General features: G+C 72.9%; 11 protein-coding genes. 1 reads left to right on the top strand and 10 read right to left on the bottom strand.

The window, feature by feature from the left end; translation table 11 throughout:
* Positions 1-102 precede the first annotated feature (102 nt).
* The 5 genes from ACZ4YY_RS12365 to ACZ4YY_RS12345 form a co-directional block, all read right to left on the bottom strand.
* Entirely contained in the window at positions 103-1,047 is a 945-nt protein-coding gene (locus ACZ4YY_RS12365; RefSeq protein ID WP_468287567.1) for a lysylphosphatidylglycerol synthase domain-containing protein, read from the bottom strand.
* Entirely contained in the window at positions 1,044-2,540 is a 1,497-nt protein-coding gene (locus tag ACZ4YY_RS12360) for a hypothetical protein (protein ID WP_468287565.1), read from the bottom strand. The genes ACZ4YY_RS12365 and ACZ4YY_RS12360 overlap by 4 nt, the downstream gene beginning before the upstream one ends.
* A gap of 242 nt (positions 2,541-2,782) precedes the next feature.
* A complete protein-coding gene (locus tag ACZ4YY_RS12355; RefSeq protein WP_468287563.1) occupies positions 2,783-5,125 on the bottom strand; it encodes a glycoside hydrolase family 65 protein in 2,343 nt (780 codons plus the stop codon).
* Complete coding sequence (locus ACZ4YY_RS12350; RefSeq protein ID WP_468287561.1) at positions 5,122-5,865, bottom strand: beta-phosphoglucomutase family hydrolase; 744 nt, start codon at positions 5,863-5,865, stop codon at positions 5,122-5,124. The genes ACZ4YY_RS12355 and ACZ4YY_RS12350 overlap by 4 nt, the downstream gene beginning before the upstream one ends.
* 84 nt (positions 5,866-5,949) lie before the next feature.
* On the bottom strand, positions 5,950-6,345 hold the full coding sequence (locus tag ACZ4YY_RS12345) for a YybH family protein (protein WP_468287558.1): 396 nt from the start codon (positions 6,343-6,345) through the stop codon (positions 5,950-5,952).
* A 54-nt stretch (positions 6,346-6,399) separates the two neighbouring features.
* Here ACZ4YY_RS12345 and ACZ4YY_RS12340 point away from each other — a divergent pair, with 54 nt between their 5' ends.
* Entirely contained in the window at positions 6,400-7,110 is a 711-nt protein-coding gene (locus tag ACZ4YY_RS12340; RefSeq protein WP_468287555.1) for a nucleoside/nucleotide kinase family protein, read from the top strand.
* 80 nt (positions 7,111-7,190) lie between these two features.
* Here the strand turns inward: ACZ4YY_RS12340 and ACZ4YY_RS12335 are convergent, their stop codons facing one another.
* The 5 genes from ACZ4YY_RS12335 to ACZ4YY_RS12315 form a co-directional block, all read right to left on the bottom strand.
* Positions 7,191-9,026, bottom strand: a complete 1,836-nt coding sequence (locus ACZ4YY_RS12335; RefSeq protein WP_468287552.1) for a hypothetical protein — start codon at positions 9,024-9,026, stop codon at positions 7,191-7,193.
* A 6-nt stretch (positions 9,027-9,032) separates the two neighbouring features.
* The gene (locus tag ACZ4YY_RS12330) at positions 9,033-9,911 is read right to left on the bottom strand and encodes a carbohydrate ABC transporter permease (RefSeq protein ID WP_468287549.1); all 879 of its coding nucleotides are present in this window, start codon (positions 9,909-9,911) and stop codon (positions 9,033-9,035) included.
* Between the two features lie 17 nt (positions 9,912-9,928).
* Positions 9,929-10,906 carry a carbohydrate ABC transporter permease gene (locus ACZ4YY_RS12325; protein WP_468287545.1) on the bottom strand — a complete coding sequence of 326 codons (978 nt, stop codon included), beginning with the start codon at positions 10,904-10,906 and terminating at the stop codon, positions 9,929-9,931.
* A gap of 46 nt (positions 10,907-10,952) precedes the next feature.
* Positions 10,953-12,284: an ABC transporter substrate-binding protein gene (locus ACZ4YY_RS12320; RefSeq protein WP_468287542.1), complete on the bottom strand. Its 1,332-nt coding sequence runs from the start codon at positions 12,282-12,284 to the stop codon at positions 10,953-10,955.
* A gap of 274 nt (positions 12,285-12,558) precedes the next feature.
* Complete coding sequence (locus ACZ4YY_RS12315) at positions 12,559-13,686, bottom strand: ROK family protein (RefSeq protein ID WP_468287539.1); 1,128 nt, start codon at positions 13,684-13,686, stop codon at positions 12,559-12,561.
* Positions 13,687-14,005: the final 319 nt, after the last annotated feature.

Below are 14,005 nucleotides of genomic sequence, written 5' to 3'. Positions count from 1 at the left end.
ACCGCCCGCCGTTCTCCTTCCACGTCATGGCACTCCCCCTTGTCTCCCGTCCGGCCACCGGACTCCTACCGGACGCGGGCCGCCGGGAAACACGGCCCGCGCTCACAGCGCGCCGCGCCGGACGAGGATCCCGAGCACCAGCAGGCCGGGCAGCAGCGGCAGCCACACCGTCAGCAGGCGGTAGCCGAGCACGGCGGAGGCGGCAGCGGCGGCGGGTGCGCCGGCGGCGGCCAGGGCGAGTCCGAGAGCGGCGTCCAGCGAGCCGAGCCCGCCGGGTGTGGGCAACAGGGCGGCGGCACCGCTCGCGACGAGGTAGAGCAGCGCCACCTTGGCCGGCGGCAACGGCAGGGCGACGGCCCGGGTGACAGCGATCAGCACCAGCGCGTGCAGCAGGGCGAACGCCGCCGAGCCGCCCCACAGGGCCGCCGCGCGACGGGGCCGCGCGTGGACGGCCCGCACGTCCGCCGCGGCGGCTGCGGCCGCCCGCCGGCAGCGCGACCCCGGCCGGCCGCCCACCACGACGATCGCTCCGACGGCCACGACCGCCACGCCGGCCCACACCCCGGCGCCGGACGGCATCGTCCACGGCAGCCCCGGCCCGGCGACGGCGAGAACGGCGATCAGGGTGCCCCGCGCCACACCGCCCGCCGTGGCCTTGACCGCGACGGCGGTCGCCGCCCGGCCGGCGGTCAGTCCGCGGCGCATGAGGAACCGCAGGTTCACGGCGCCCGCACCGAGCCCGGCGGGCAGGAGGTGGCCCGCCGCGCAGGCGGCGAACTGTGCCGCCACGAGCCGCCCGGGCGGCAGCCGCCGCACCACGGCGCCCTGTTGGGCGAGGGCCGCGCACAGCCAGGTCCCCGCCGCTGCCGCCGCCCCCGCCAGCAGCCAGCCCCGGTGGGCCACGGCCAGCCGCAGCACGCCGCTCTCCAGCACGTCCCAGTGCCGGCGGGCCAGGAGAACCGCGGCCACCAGGACGGCGAGCGTGAGCGCGGACTGCCAGTAGAGGCCCTTGCGGGTGACCGGGACGGCCACCTGCCCGGACGTCACGGGCGTCCGTCCCCGCCCGCCGGCGGAGCGAGGTGCAGGTCGACGGCGTCGGACGGCACGGTCCGCCAGTCGCGCGCGTACGGGGGAGGCGGGCTTCCCGGCCGGGACAGGGCGGCGGTCGGGATCCGACGGGCCGTGTGCAGGACCTCCGCCTCGGTGCTGTTGGTGTTGGGTCCGCTCGTGTCGGCCGAGGAGCAGCCGGCGTGGAAGGCGACCGGGATGGCCTCGTGCCCGGTGAGCAGACAGGGTGGGCGGACGCCCAGCCGGTGCAGTCGGGCGACGGTGCGGTCCCGGTCGCGGCGGTCGGCGGCGGTGCGGTCCACGAGACGGTCCAGGACCACGTACTGCACCGCGAGATGGCCGGCGAGGGCGAGCGCGACGACGGTGGCGGCCGCCGGCCGCCACCGGCCTGCGGGCGCCCTGACCAGGTGGCGCAGCGCGTCGGCGGCGGGGAGGGCGAGCAGCGCGTAGGCGGGCAGGAGGAAGCGGGGTGCGGCGTAGCCGATGAGGAACAGGTAGGGCAGGGCGGCCGTGGCGGCGCAGGCCAGCGGCAGCAGGGTGGGCAGGGTGCGGCGGGCCCGGACCGCGACCGTCAGGCCGGCGGCGGCGAGCAGCGGCAGGGCCCACCACCAGGCCGTGATCACCGGGTGGGGCAGGGAGCCGGTGCACGGCCGGCACAGGGTGCGGCCGACGAGGCCGCGCATCTGGTCGTCGACGGCGAGGTTCCAGCCCAGTCCGCCCTGGATGCGGGAGCCCTCGGCGAGGCGGTGCGCGAGGCCGCCGTGGTGGAGGTACGCCTCGACGACCCACTGGCCGATGCCGGTCGAGAACCCCGCGAGCAGGGCGAGTCCGAGCCGTGTCCGTCGGCCCGCGACCACCAGGACGAGCAGCGGGGCCGCGATCCACACGGCGTCGGTGGGACGCATCCACGCCATGAGGGCGGCGCCGGCCACCGCTCCTGCCAGGGCGGCCCGGTCGCGGGGGTCGGCGCGGACCCGCAGCGCGCACCCGACGCAGGCCAGGGCACCGAACGCGACCCACAGGTTGGGCATGGCCGCCGGACCGTAGAACAGCGTCACCCACAGGGAGGCGAAGAGCGCGCCCGCGGCCGCGAGGACTCCGGCGGGGAACAGTCCACGCCACACCCACAGGGCGAGGTACAGGCCGAGGCCGGACAGCAGCGAGAGGTAGACCCGCAGGAGTTCCGTGGAGGTCGACCAGGAGGTGACCGGTGCGACCAGCAGGGAGACGCCCCGGGCGCGCGGCGCGCTGAAGAAGGCCGCCGGCGCCCGGGCGGAGATCTGGCTGACGTACACCGTCTCGTCCCAGCCCAGGCCCAGGCCGGGGCCGACGAGGAGCAGTTGGGCCGCGGTGAAGGCACCGGCGACGGCGGCCAGCGGCCACGCGCCGCGCGGGCGCCAGGGCGTCCCGGGCACGGCCGCCGGCCTGCCGCCTCGCACGCCGGCGAGCAGGGCGTCCGTGCCGTGCGCCATCCCTGCCACCCCTCACCCGGGACCGGAAAAACATGCCCAAACTAACCCGGGTCGCCCGGGTCCGCAGGGTGGGATACCGCCAACTGCGCGCGGTCGCGGGTGAGGGGCCTTCAGGGGTCCTTGCACCCTGCCCGCCCAGGGTCCTTTTGATGGATCTCCGCGGCGTCGCGACGCCGTGGAGATCCATCAGAAGGGCCCTTAAGCCTCCCGGCCTGATCAGGCGCTCATGGTGCAAGGACTCCTCAGCGGGCGTGAGGTGCGCGGTGCTCGGGCTGCTGCGGGGTCGGGCGGTCGGGGGCCGGCGGCACGGGGCCCACCGCCGGGCCGTCGCCGTTCAGGGTCATCGGGGTGCCGTGGTGGCCGATGGTCAGGGGCGGGCCGGACAGCAGGGTGTAGGTGGCCTTGTCGGGGCCGACCTCGACACGCAGACGGCGGCCGAGGAACTGGAGCGAGAAGGCGAGACGGCTGAACCGCTCCGGGAGGCGGGGCGCGAAGCGCAGGCTGTCGCCGTCGCGGCGCAGTCCGCCGAAGCCGGCGACCAGGGCCGTCCAGGTGCCGGCCAGGGACGCGATGTGCAGCCCGTCACGGGTGTTGTGCTCCAGGTCCGCGAGGTCCATCAGCGCGGCCTCACCCGTGTAGGCACAGGCCAGTTCCAGATGCCCCGCCCGGGCGGCGACGACGGCCTGCACGCACGCCGACAGGGAGGAGTCGCGGACGGTCAGCGGCTCGTAGTAGGCGAAGTTGCGGGCGACCTGCTCCTCGTCGAAGAAACCGCCGCAGGTGTACATCGCCAGCACCAGGTCCGCCTGCTTGACGACCTGCTTGCGGTAGAGGTCGAAGTAGGGGAAGTGCAGCATCAGCGGGTACTGGTCGGGGCGGGTGGCGGCGAAGTCCCAGCGCTGGTAGCGGGTGAAGCCCGCGTGCTGCTCGTGCACGCCCAGTTCGTCGTTGTACGGGATGTGCACGGCGTGGGCGGCGTCCCGCCAGGAGGCGCTCTCCTCCGCGTCGACGCCGAGCGCGGCGGCCTCCTCGGGGTGCCGTTCGACGACGTCGGCGGCGGCGAGCAGGTTCGTCCGGGCCATGAGGTTGGTGTAGGTGTTGTCGTCGGCGATCGCGCTGTACTCGTCGGGGCCGGTGACGCCGTCGATGTGGAAGACGCCGTGCGCGTCGTGGTGTCCGAGCGAGCGCCACAGCCGGGCGGTCTCCACCAGCAGTTCCACGCCGGTGTCCCGTTCGAAGAGGGTGTCGCCCGTCGCCTCGACGTAGCGCACCACGGCGTCGGCTATGTCGGCGTTGACGTGGAAGGCGGCGGTGCCGGCCGGCCAGTAGGCGGAGCCCTCCGAGCCCTCGATGGTGCGCCAGGGGAACGCGGCGCCGCTCAGGCCGAGTTGAGCGGCGCGCTCGCGGGCGGCGGGCAGCGTGTTCTGCCGCCAGCGCAGCGCCTCGCAGACGGCCTCGGGCGCGGTGTACGTGAGCAGCGGCAGCACGAAGGTCTCGGTGTCCCAGAACGCGTGGCCGTCGTAGCCGGAGCCGGTCAGTCCCTTGGCGGGGATGGCCCGGCCCTCCGCGCGGGCACCGGCCTGCAGTACGTGGAACAGGGCGAAGCGGACGGCCTGCTGGATCTCCTCGTCGCCGTCCACCTCGACGTCGGCACGCGCCCAGAAGTCGTCGAGGTAGGCCTGCTGCTCGTCCAGGAGGCCCTGCCAGCCGCTGTGGCCGGCCGCCGCGAGGGCCGCCTCCACCTGGTCGCTCATCGCGGGCCGGGAGCGCACGCCGGACCAGCCGTGGGCGACGAGCTTCTCCACGCGCAGCGTCTCGCCGGGTTCCAGCACCGAGGTGACGGTCAGCCGGGCCACGTCGACGTTGCTCTCGCTGTCGACGGTGGTGCGTTCGGGGCCGGTGACGTCGTGGTCGGCGGCGACGGCGACGCGCAGTCCGCTGCGCTTCGTGCGGTGCACCAGGCGCAGCCGCCGGCCGACGGCGACGTCCTCCTCCGGCTCCAACGGCGACTTCAGGGCGCGGGCTGCGCGCGGGTCGCCGTCGGGCTCGGGCAGGCTCTCGTTGGCGACCAGTTCCGACTGGATGACGACACGGGAACGGCTGCCGACGGCCTCGACCTCGTAGGCGACGGCGGCGACGGCGCGCTGGGTGAGGGAGACCAGCCGGGTCGAGCGCACCCGGACCGTGGAGCCGGCCGGCGAGGTCCACTCGCAGGTGCGTTCCAGAACGCCCCGGCGCAGGTCGAGGACGCGTTCGTGCGTGACGAGCCGCCCGTAGCGCAGGTCGAAGGGCTCGTCGTCGACCAGCAGCCGCAGGATCTTGCCGTTGGTGACGTTGATGACGGTCTGTCCGGACTCGGGGTAGCCGTAGCCGGCCTCCGCGTACGGCAGGGGGTGCAGCTCGTGGACGCCGTTGAGGTAGGAGCCGGGCAGGCCGTGCGGCTCGCCCTCGTCGAGGTTGCCGCGCCAGCCGACGTGCCCGTTGGACAGCGCGAACACGGACTCGCTCTGGGCGAGGACGTCGAGGTCGAGGCTGGTCTCGCGCACGCACCAGGGCTCGACGGCGTAGGACCGCTCGGTGATCACGCACTCCCTCCGAGTTCGGCGAGGTCCGCCACGACGACGTCCGCGCCGTGCGCGTACAGGGCGTCGCGCTGTCCCACCCGGTCGACGCCGACGACGTATCCGAAGTGCCCGGAGCGGCCCGCGTCCATGCCGGCCAGCGCGTCCTCGAAGACGGCGGCCCGGGACGGTTCGACGCCGAGTTCGCGGGCGGCGGCGAGGAAGGTGTCCGGGCGCGGCTTGCCCGGCAGGTTCCGTTCGGCGGCGACCACGCCGTCGACGCGCACCTCGAAGAGGTCCTCGGCGTGGATCGAGCGCAGCACGTCGCGGGTGTTGGCGCTGGAGGAGACGATCGCCGTGCGCAGGCCCCGCGCACGGACCGCCGCGAGGTAGCGCAATGTTCCGTCGTAGGCCTCGACGCCCTGGGTGCGGATCTTCTCCAGCAGCAGCTCGTTCTTGCGGTTGCCGAGGCCGTGCACGGTCGGCGCGTCCGGCGGGTCGTCGGGATCGCCCTCGGGCAACCGGATGCCGCGGGAGGCGAGGAAGGTGCGGACGCCGTCGGCGCGCGGGCGGCCGTCCACGTACTCGTCGTAGTCGCCGGCCGAGTCGAAGGGCCGGTATCCCTCGCCGTCGCGCTCGCGCAGGAACGCGTCGAACGTCTCCTTCCATGCCGCCGCGTGCACCACGGCCGTCCGGGTGACGACCCCGTCGAGGTCGAAGAGACAGGCCTGGATGGTGTCCGGGAGTCCGAGCGTCGTCGTCATACAGGTCCGGTTCCCCGTCCCGGGGGTGCCCACCGAGTGGCGCACGCCACACTCCGGCCGCCGGGTCGGCCGGAAAGAGCCGGGTCAGTCGTGCGGGAACGAGTGGTGCTCGTGCGCGATCACCCAGCGGCCGGCCTCCTTGCGCAGGCCGAACGTCAACCGCAGCCGTTCGGCGGGACGCTCGGCCAGCTCCCCGGGCGTGGCGCAGCGCAACAGGGCATGGGCGTAGGCGACGTCGGGGCCTGCGGTGACGTCGAGGGAGTCGATCTCGAACAGCGCGCCCTGCGCCTGCCACGCGAAGAACGGCGGCCAGATCGCCCGGTAGGCGGCCAGGCCCCGGATGCCCGCGTGGGGCGGCGGCACGTTGTACATCACCAGGTCCTCGGCGTGCTCGGCCAGCACGGCGGCGAGGTCCCCGCGGTGGACGGCGTCGGCCCAGCGGGTGATCAGGGCGCGGATCCGCCTCTCGTCCTCGGACACGTTCTCCTCCTCTCCGCCTCCCGGGTGCCCCTCCAGACTGCGACACTCTGCTGTGTGCACACTTTCGACGATCTTCTGCTGCGTGCGCGTTCCCTCGTCCGCGACGGGCGGCGGGCGCTGCTCGGCATCGCCGGTGGCCCCGGCGCCGGCAAGACGACCCTCGCCGAGCGTCTGGTGGAGGAGTTGAACGGCGGCGGCCTGCCGTGGGTCGCGCACGTCCCGATGGACGGCTTCCACCTGGCCGACGTCGAGCTCGACCGGCTGGGCCGCCGCGACCGCAAGGGGGCGCCGGACACGTTCGACGCGGCCGGGTACGCGGCGCTGCTGCGACGGCTGCGGGAGGAGACGGACGGCGACGACGTCGTGTACGCGCCCGGCTTCGAACGGGTGCTGGAGCAGCCGCTCGCGGGCGCGGTGCCGGTGCCGCCCGAAGCCCGGCTGGTGGTGACGGAGGGCAACTACCTGCTGCTGGACACGGGGGCGTGGGCGCGGGTGCGGTCCGCGCTCGACGAGGTGTGGTTCTGCGAGGTGGACGAGGACGAGCGGGTGCGCCGCCTCGTCGCGCGGCACGAGGAGTTCGGCAAGGGCCACGAGGAGGCGGTGGCCTGGGTGCGGGGCACGGACCAGCGCAACGCCGGCCTCGTCGCGTCGACCCGGGAACGGGCGGATCTGGTGGTGCGGGGCGTCGTGGGGTGGCCGCCCGGGTCCGGACAGCGCCGTGCGGTGCCTGGACCGGGGAGAGCCGGAGCGGACGCCGCCGGCTGAGCGGGAGGAGTCGCTGTACGAGCCGGCCGCCCGGACGACGCGGACGCCGACTCCGCGGAGGCCCACGCCGCCGGTGACGGTCAGTCGGTGAGTGGCCCCCGCAGGGTCAGTTCCGGGTCGCCGTGGACGTCGTCGGCGCCCAGGACGGCCGTGAAGGCGGGCGTGCGCACGGCCAGGCCGGCGTCGGTGTGCGCGACGGACACGGTGAACGGGTCGTGTGAGCCGTAGCGGACGGCGAAGACGTGCAGGTCGTCGGGGGCGTCCGGGACGGGGCCCGCCTCGAGGGCCGTGGAGCTGACCAGGTGGCGCCAGCCCTCGTCGGGGTTGCCGTAGCCGCGCGGGTCGGCGGCGAGGGCGAAGGCGGCCTGCTCCTGGGTGGTGTGCGCGCGGGCGTCGAAGTGGTCGGCGCCCCGCCCCTCGGGGTGCGTCAGGCGCAGGGTTCCGGCGGAGGCCACCGCTCCCTCGGCCGTGCGCCGCACCCGGTCGCCGTCATCCTCGGCGTAGGGCAGTCCGGCGAGCAGGTAGGGCGTTCCGTCGAGGCGTTCGACGGCCACCGTCGTCCACAGGCTCGTGCCGTCGGTGACGTACAGGGAGCGCACGGACCGCAGGACGTGGTCGCGGCCGACGACCGGCTTGGTGACCAGTTTGGCGGTGAGCCCGCCGGCGCGGACGTCGCGGACGCGGACCTCGCCCATGGGGCGGCACAGCAGGAAGCCGTCGGTGACGGGGCCGAAGCCGTGCTGGCGGCCCACGGCGGCGGGCAGGTAGTAGGTGCCGCCCGCCTCGACCAGGGAAGGCGTCATCCGGTCGTCGAAGGCCACCGAGACCGTGCCGGCGCGCAGTTGGTGCCGCGTGGAGGACGTGGACGGTGTGCGCTGCCAGCGCGTGGTGTCCTGGATCTGCCAGACCAGCATCCACGCGAAGTGGCCGTCGAGCCCGCCGTCCGCCTTCACCGCGTGCCGGCCCCAGCGGGTGTCGCCCCGGTAGCGGCCCAGGTCGGAGCCGATGCGGCGGCTGAAGTAGCGCAGGCCGAGGACCGACTCGAAGCCGGAGTGCTGTTCGCTGTAGCGGGGGCCGCCGTGGTCGAAGCCGCCGCCCGTCAGGCGGGCGTCGATGTAGCGGGCGAGCGCGTCTCCGTCCTCGGCGAACACCTCCTCGCGGCTGATCCGGTGCGCCTGGGCGAGGAAGGACAGGGAGATCGGGCCGTAGTTGTTGTCGTAGGCGCCGCCGTGCTCGGGCGGCAGCAGGGCACCGCGGTCGCGGACCCGGTGGGCGCGGATCTCGTCGCGGTACAGGGCGAGGGCCTTCGCCCGCACCGGCCGGCCCTCGGCGGGCGGCAGGTGGCGGGCCAGCATCAGGCCGCCGACCACACAGCCGATCGCCTGGTTGCCCGCCTCCTGCGGGTTGAAGAACGTCGCCTCGGTCAGCCAGCACCAGTAGCCGCGCGCCACCTCCAGCAGTTCCGCGCGCTGCTCGTCGGCGACCAGGCCGTCGGCCGCGTCGAGCAGGTTCACCGCCTGGAGCAGCGCCCACACCGTGCTCGGCCAGTCGCCGATGGGGTGGGCGCCGGCCTCCAGGACGTAGCGGGCGTACGGCAGGCCGGAGTTGCGGACCCTGAGGTTGGGGTAGCCGGGGTTGTCCTGCCGGTAGACCCGCTCGCGCAGATGGAAGCCGAGGCTGCGGCGCACGGCCCCCGGCAGGCGCGGGTCCTTGGTGCGCTGCCAGGCGAGGGCCAGCAGGGAGGTGACGCCGAGGGAGGTGTCGCCGATGTCGTCGACGCAGTCGGGGTGTTCGAGGCTGCCTTCGGGCGTCAGCCGGGCGAGGGCCTGTTCGACGACGTCGGCGAGGACGGCGTCGTAGGCCTCCGGGGTGTCCGGCAGGTCGTGCAGGGGGGCGCGCTGGTGGAGGAGGTGCACCGGGGATCAGCCCTTCATGCCGGAGGTCGCCAGGCCCTCGACCAGCCTCTTCTGGAAGATGAGGAAGCAGATGAGCGTCGGCAGGAGGGCGAGGGTCGACATGGCGAACATGGCGCCGTAGGAGGAGCCGCTGGTCTTGTCCAGGAACAGGGTGAGGCCGAGGGGCACGGTGAAGCGGTCGTTCTGCTGGAGGTAGACCAGCTGGCTGAGGAAGTCGTCGTAGGTCCAGATGAAGGAGAAGATCGTCGTGGTGATCAGGGCGGGCCGCATCAGCGGCAGGATGATCTTCCAGTAGATCTGCCACGGGTTGGCGCCGTCCATCATGGCCGCCTGGTCCAGCTCGCGCGGGATGGAGCGGATGAACTGGACCATCAGGAAGATGAAGAAGGCGTCCGTGGCCAGGAACTTCGGCACGATCAGCGGCAGGAACGTGTTGATCCAGGTCAGGTTGTAGAAGATCGTGTACTGCGGGATGAGGGTGGCCTGCATCGGCAGCATCAGCGTGCCGAGCATGATGCCGAACCAGATCTTCTTGCCTCGGAACTCGAAGCGCGCGAAGGCGTAGGCGGCCAGCGAGCAGGAGATGACGTTGCCGACGACCGCGCCGATCGAGACGATCAGCGAGTTGGTGATGTAGAGGGAGAAGGAGTTGCCGGAGCCGCTCCAGCCCTCGGAGTAGTTCTCCGGGCGCAGCGCGTTCGGGATGAGCCCGGGGTGGGTGAAGATCTCGGTGTCGGGCTTGACGGAGCTGCTGAGCATCCACAGCAGTGGGTAGAGCATGACGACCGCGACGCCGACGAGCAGCGTGTGGACGAGGATGCGCCGGGGGCCGGTGAGCGAGCGCAGCTTCCGCAGCGGCGACGGCGACGGGGTGATGGCGGACATGGTGAAGGACTCCTCGCTCAGTCGTCGTAGTGGACCCAGTAGCGGCTGGCGACGAAGTTGACCGCCGTGAAGCCCGCGATGACCAGGAACAGCACCCAGGCCAGCGCCGAGGCGTATCCCATCTGGAGGTCGGTGAAGCCCTTCTTGTACAGGTAGAGGGAGTAGAGCATGGTCGAGTTGAGCGGTCCGCCGGTGCCGTTGCTGACGACGAAGGCGGGAGTGAAGGTCTTGAACGCGTCGATGATCTGCAGGACGACGTTGAAGAAGACGATCGGGGTGAGCAGCGGCAGCGTGATCTTGAAGAACCGGGTGGCGGGGCCGGCGCCGTCGATGGAGGCCGCCTCGTAGACGTCCCTCGGCAGTTGCTTGAGGCCGGCGAGGAAGATGACCATCGGGGTGCCGAACTGCCAGACGGCCAGCAGCACGAGCGTGTAGATGGCGGTGTCGGGGCTGGAGATCCAGTCCTGGCCCTTGATGCCGAACCAGCTCAGGAAGTCGTTGAACAGGCCGTCGCCGCCGAAGACCTGCCGCCACACGATCGCCACGGCCACCGCGCCGCCGAGCAGCGAGGGCAGGTAGAAGGCGGCCCGGTACAGGCCGATGCCCTTCAGGTCGCGGTTGAGCAACATCGCCACGCCGAGCGCGAGCCCGAGCTTCAGCGGCACGGACACCAGGACATACAGGAGGGTGGCGTGCACCGAGTCCCAGAAGACCGGGTCGTCGGTGAACATCCGGTCGTAGTTGGCGCCGCCGACCCACTCCGGGGGTGTCAGCAGGTCGAACTTGGTGAACGACAGGTACAGCGAGTCGAGCATCGGATAGACCGTCAGCCCGAGGAGTCCGACGAACCAGGGGGCCAGGAAGACGTACGGCCACCACCCGCCGCCCCGCCGTCTGGCGAGGCGGCGGCGCATGCGATCGCGCTCCCGCTGGTCGGACGGGGTCGCCGGAGCCGGCGGCTCCTTCACGACCTCGTCGGTCTTGGCGGTGGTCATACTCATCTCCCTGGACCTCTCCCGGTGGTCGGACGGACGGTGCGTGTTACTCGGCGAGAGTCCCGGCGGCCTGGTCGAAGAACTTGCCGAGCTGCCCCTTGATCGTCGCCTTGCCGAAGGCGATGGCCAGGTTCGACTGGAACAGCAGGTCCCAGATCCGGTCGGCGCCCTGCGGCGGGGGCACGGGGGCGGGCAGGGCGTTGGTGGCCTTGCCGACCCGCTGGGAGATGTAGTCGGCGTTCGCCATGTTCAGCTTGTCCGTCTCGGTCAGGCTGGGGGCGATCAGGTTGCGGGCCTTCTCGGTCGGCGGGATGCCGCGGTAGAGCTGCATGTCCTTGATCGCCGTGTCGTTCTGCGCGAAGAACGACATGATCTTGACCGAGTCGGCGACCTTCTTGCTCGCCTTGGTGGCGCTCAGCAGCACACCGCCGTTGACGAAGTTGCCCTCACGGGCGCCGGACCAGTCGCCCTGCGGGGTGGGCAGGAAGTCCAGTTGCGCGGAGGTGATGTCGCCGCCCGCGCCGTAGACGCCGGAGTCGAAGGTGAACAGCGCCTTGCCGATGACGACCGCGTTCTTGGTGAGGTCGTTGTGGGCGGCGGAGGTGATGGCCGGCGGCGGGCAGGCGTTGGTCTTGCGCATCTCGGCCCAGTACTCCCACCACTCCTGGAGGGTGTCGGGGGTGAAGCCGAGCTTCTTGCCGTCGTCGGAGAAGAAGGTCTGGCCCTTCTCCCGGGCGAAGATCTCGAAGCACTGGAGGGTGGAGCCGCCGCCGTCGTCGACGCCGTGGGTCTTGCCGCCGCTCTTCTTGTAGACGTCCTGCGCGACCTTCTTCAGGTCGGTCCAGGTCCACTCGCGGTCCGGCAGCTTCAGACCGAGCTTCTCCAGGCCGCTGCGGTTGACGGTGAGCTGGTTGACGCCGATGCCGGACGGGACGCCGTAGAGCTTGCCGTCGACGGTGCCGGCGGCCAGGAGCGTCTTGGAGAAGCCGGTCAGGTCGAGGGTCTTGCCGACATAGGAGTCGAGCGGGGCGAGGACGCCCTTGCGGGCGTACTGGGCGACCAGCGCGGTGTCCATCTGGAGCAGGTCGGGGGCGCTGCCGCCGGCGACGTTGGTGTTGAACTTGTCGAAGTACCCGTCGTACCCGGAGTAGGTCTCCTGGATCTTGATCTTCGGGTTGTCCTTCTGGAAGGTGGCAAGCGCTTTCTTGTATGCCGCGTGGCGCTGGTCGCTGCCCCACCAGATCATCGTCAGCTTGTCGGTGGTGGTGCCGGCGCCGGTGCCGCCGGCACAGGCGCTGAGCGAGGTGCCGAGCGCGCCGGCGACGGCGAGACCGCTCGCGGTGCGGAAGAGGGTTCTGCGCGAGATCTGGTGACCCACCGGGTCCTCCCTGGAGGTGCGTGACGAATTTCCCGGCCGGTCGCTGGCGGCACGGGGTGATGTGATGCGGAAGGCGCCTTCCGGGGGCGCGGCCTCGCCCGGCCTCGCCCATCCTGACGGGTGCGGATCCCCGGCCGCCATGGCCGTCGTCACGCGAGCACGCCCTCGCGTGGCTGCCGTACCTCACGTACGGTCGGGACGCCCACCCCAAGCCGGTGTCCCGACCGACTTAGAAAGCGCTTGTCCGGACATTGGCAGACCGAGTCGGAGGCCGTCAATCCTTCGTCCGCGCCGCATCGGTCACGGTTTGGACTCCCCGGGCCACCGCCAGCCGGGCGGCGCCCACGACCGTGCCGAGATCGCCGACCGTACTGCTGACCACCTCGGTGGGCCAGCTCAGCCGCTCCAGCTCGGCCCGCACGCCCGCCAGCAGCCGCGGGTCCGCCCCCGTGCTGCCGCCCAGCACGATCAGCCCCGGATCCAGGACGGCGGTCACGGCGGCGGCGAGCCGCCCCACGTCCACGGCGTGACGGTCGACGACGGCGCGGGCCGCGGCCCGGCCCTCCCCGGCGAGGGCGAACAGCCGCTCGGTGGTGCGCGGGCACGGTCCGTCGGCGTCCTGCCAGGCCTGCGCGGCCCGCCGCAGCAGGGAGCGCGCGCCGATATACTCCTCCAGTGCCTCGTGGCGGGGAACCCGGCCGTCGGCCCAGGGGTAGGGCAGCCGGGCCAGCTCTCCGGCGGCGCCGTTGGCCCCGCGCAGCACCCGCCCGCCGACGACGATGCCGAGGCCGATGCCCACGCCGATCCGCAGATAGCCGAAGGTGTGCCGGCCCCGCGCCGCACCCTCGTGCAGTTCGGCGAGGGCGGCGCAGTTGACGTTGTTCTCGAGGTGGACGGGCACACCCGGGGGCAGTGCGACGGCCACGGCGTCGAAGACCGGCCCGGCCTTGGCGGTCGCCGGGCGCATACCGGTGTCCCCCGGCGCGGTGACGTCGCCGACCGCGACGACGATCGTGCGCAGCGGGGCGGGTGAGGGCAGTGCGTCGAGCGCCTCGCGCACGACGTCGGCGGCCTGCGCCCGGGAGCCGGTGGCCTCGGCGAGCAGGGTGCCGTCCAGGGCGCAGCCGCGCACCCGGGTGAGGGCGGGACCGAGGTCGACGGCGAGTACGGTCCCGGCGTCCGGCCCGAGCCGGTAGACGGCGGCGGAGCGGCCCGTGCCGCTGGAGGCGGTGCCGGAGTGGGCGGCGAGCCGGACGCCCTCCAGCTCCGCCACGGCGGAGGACACCGTCGGCTTGGACAGGCCCGCCAGGGTCGCGAGCTGCGGCCGGGTCGCCCGGCCCGCCTCGGCCAGCACGGCGAACACCGCACTCGCGCTCTCGGTCAGGCGGGGGGCTCTTGCCACGTCGGGTTCCACAGTTCCCCCACTCAGGTCACGGACCGCGCTTCCCAGGCGTTCGGCTCTGCGGAATGCGGCGACGGATGCACGGGCGTCACGCGTTCCCGCCCCGCGACGGCCCGGGCGGGCCGCCCCGGCGGCCGGGTGCGGGACTGAACTCTTGACGCACTGTACTTCGTTAGTTAACTTCCTAACGAACATCACGGTACTCGCCTGCCGTGCTCCGCCGGAAGCCCGTCCCGGGGCTTCCCCGACTCTCCGACCCGCTTCTCCGAAGGCACGGTTCGCCCACCGTCGCAGCCCAGCGCAACGACGAAAGAGGAGC

The sequence above is a fragment of the Streptomyces sp. NPDC030143 genome, from assembly GCF_055573695.1.
This window is presented reverse-complemented; position numbering and strand designations above follow the sequence as displayed.

Excerpts from the sequence above, each read along its gene's own strand:
- ACZ4YY_RS12360 (WP_468287565.1), bottom strand. The coding sequence starts at position 2,540 with ATGGCGCACGGCACGGACGCCCTGCTCGCCGGCGTGCGAGGCGGCAGG.
- ACZ4YY_RS12350 (WP_468287561.1), bottom strand. The coding sequence starts at position 5,865 with ATGACGACGACGCTCGGACTCCCGGACACCATCCAGGCCTGTCTCTTC.
- ACZ4YY_RS12330 (WP_468287549.1), bottom strand. The coding sequence starts at position 9,911 with ATGTCCGCCATCACCCCGTCGCCGTCGCCGCTGCGGAAGCTGCGCTCG.
- ACZ4YY_RS12325 (WP_468287545.1), bottom strand. The coding sequence starts at position 10,906 with ATGACCACCGCCAAGACCGACGAGGTCGTGAAGGAGCCGCCGGCTCCG.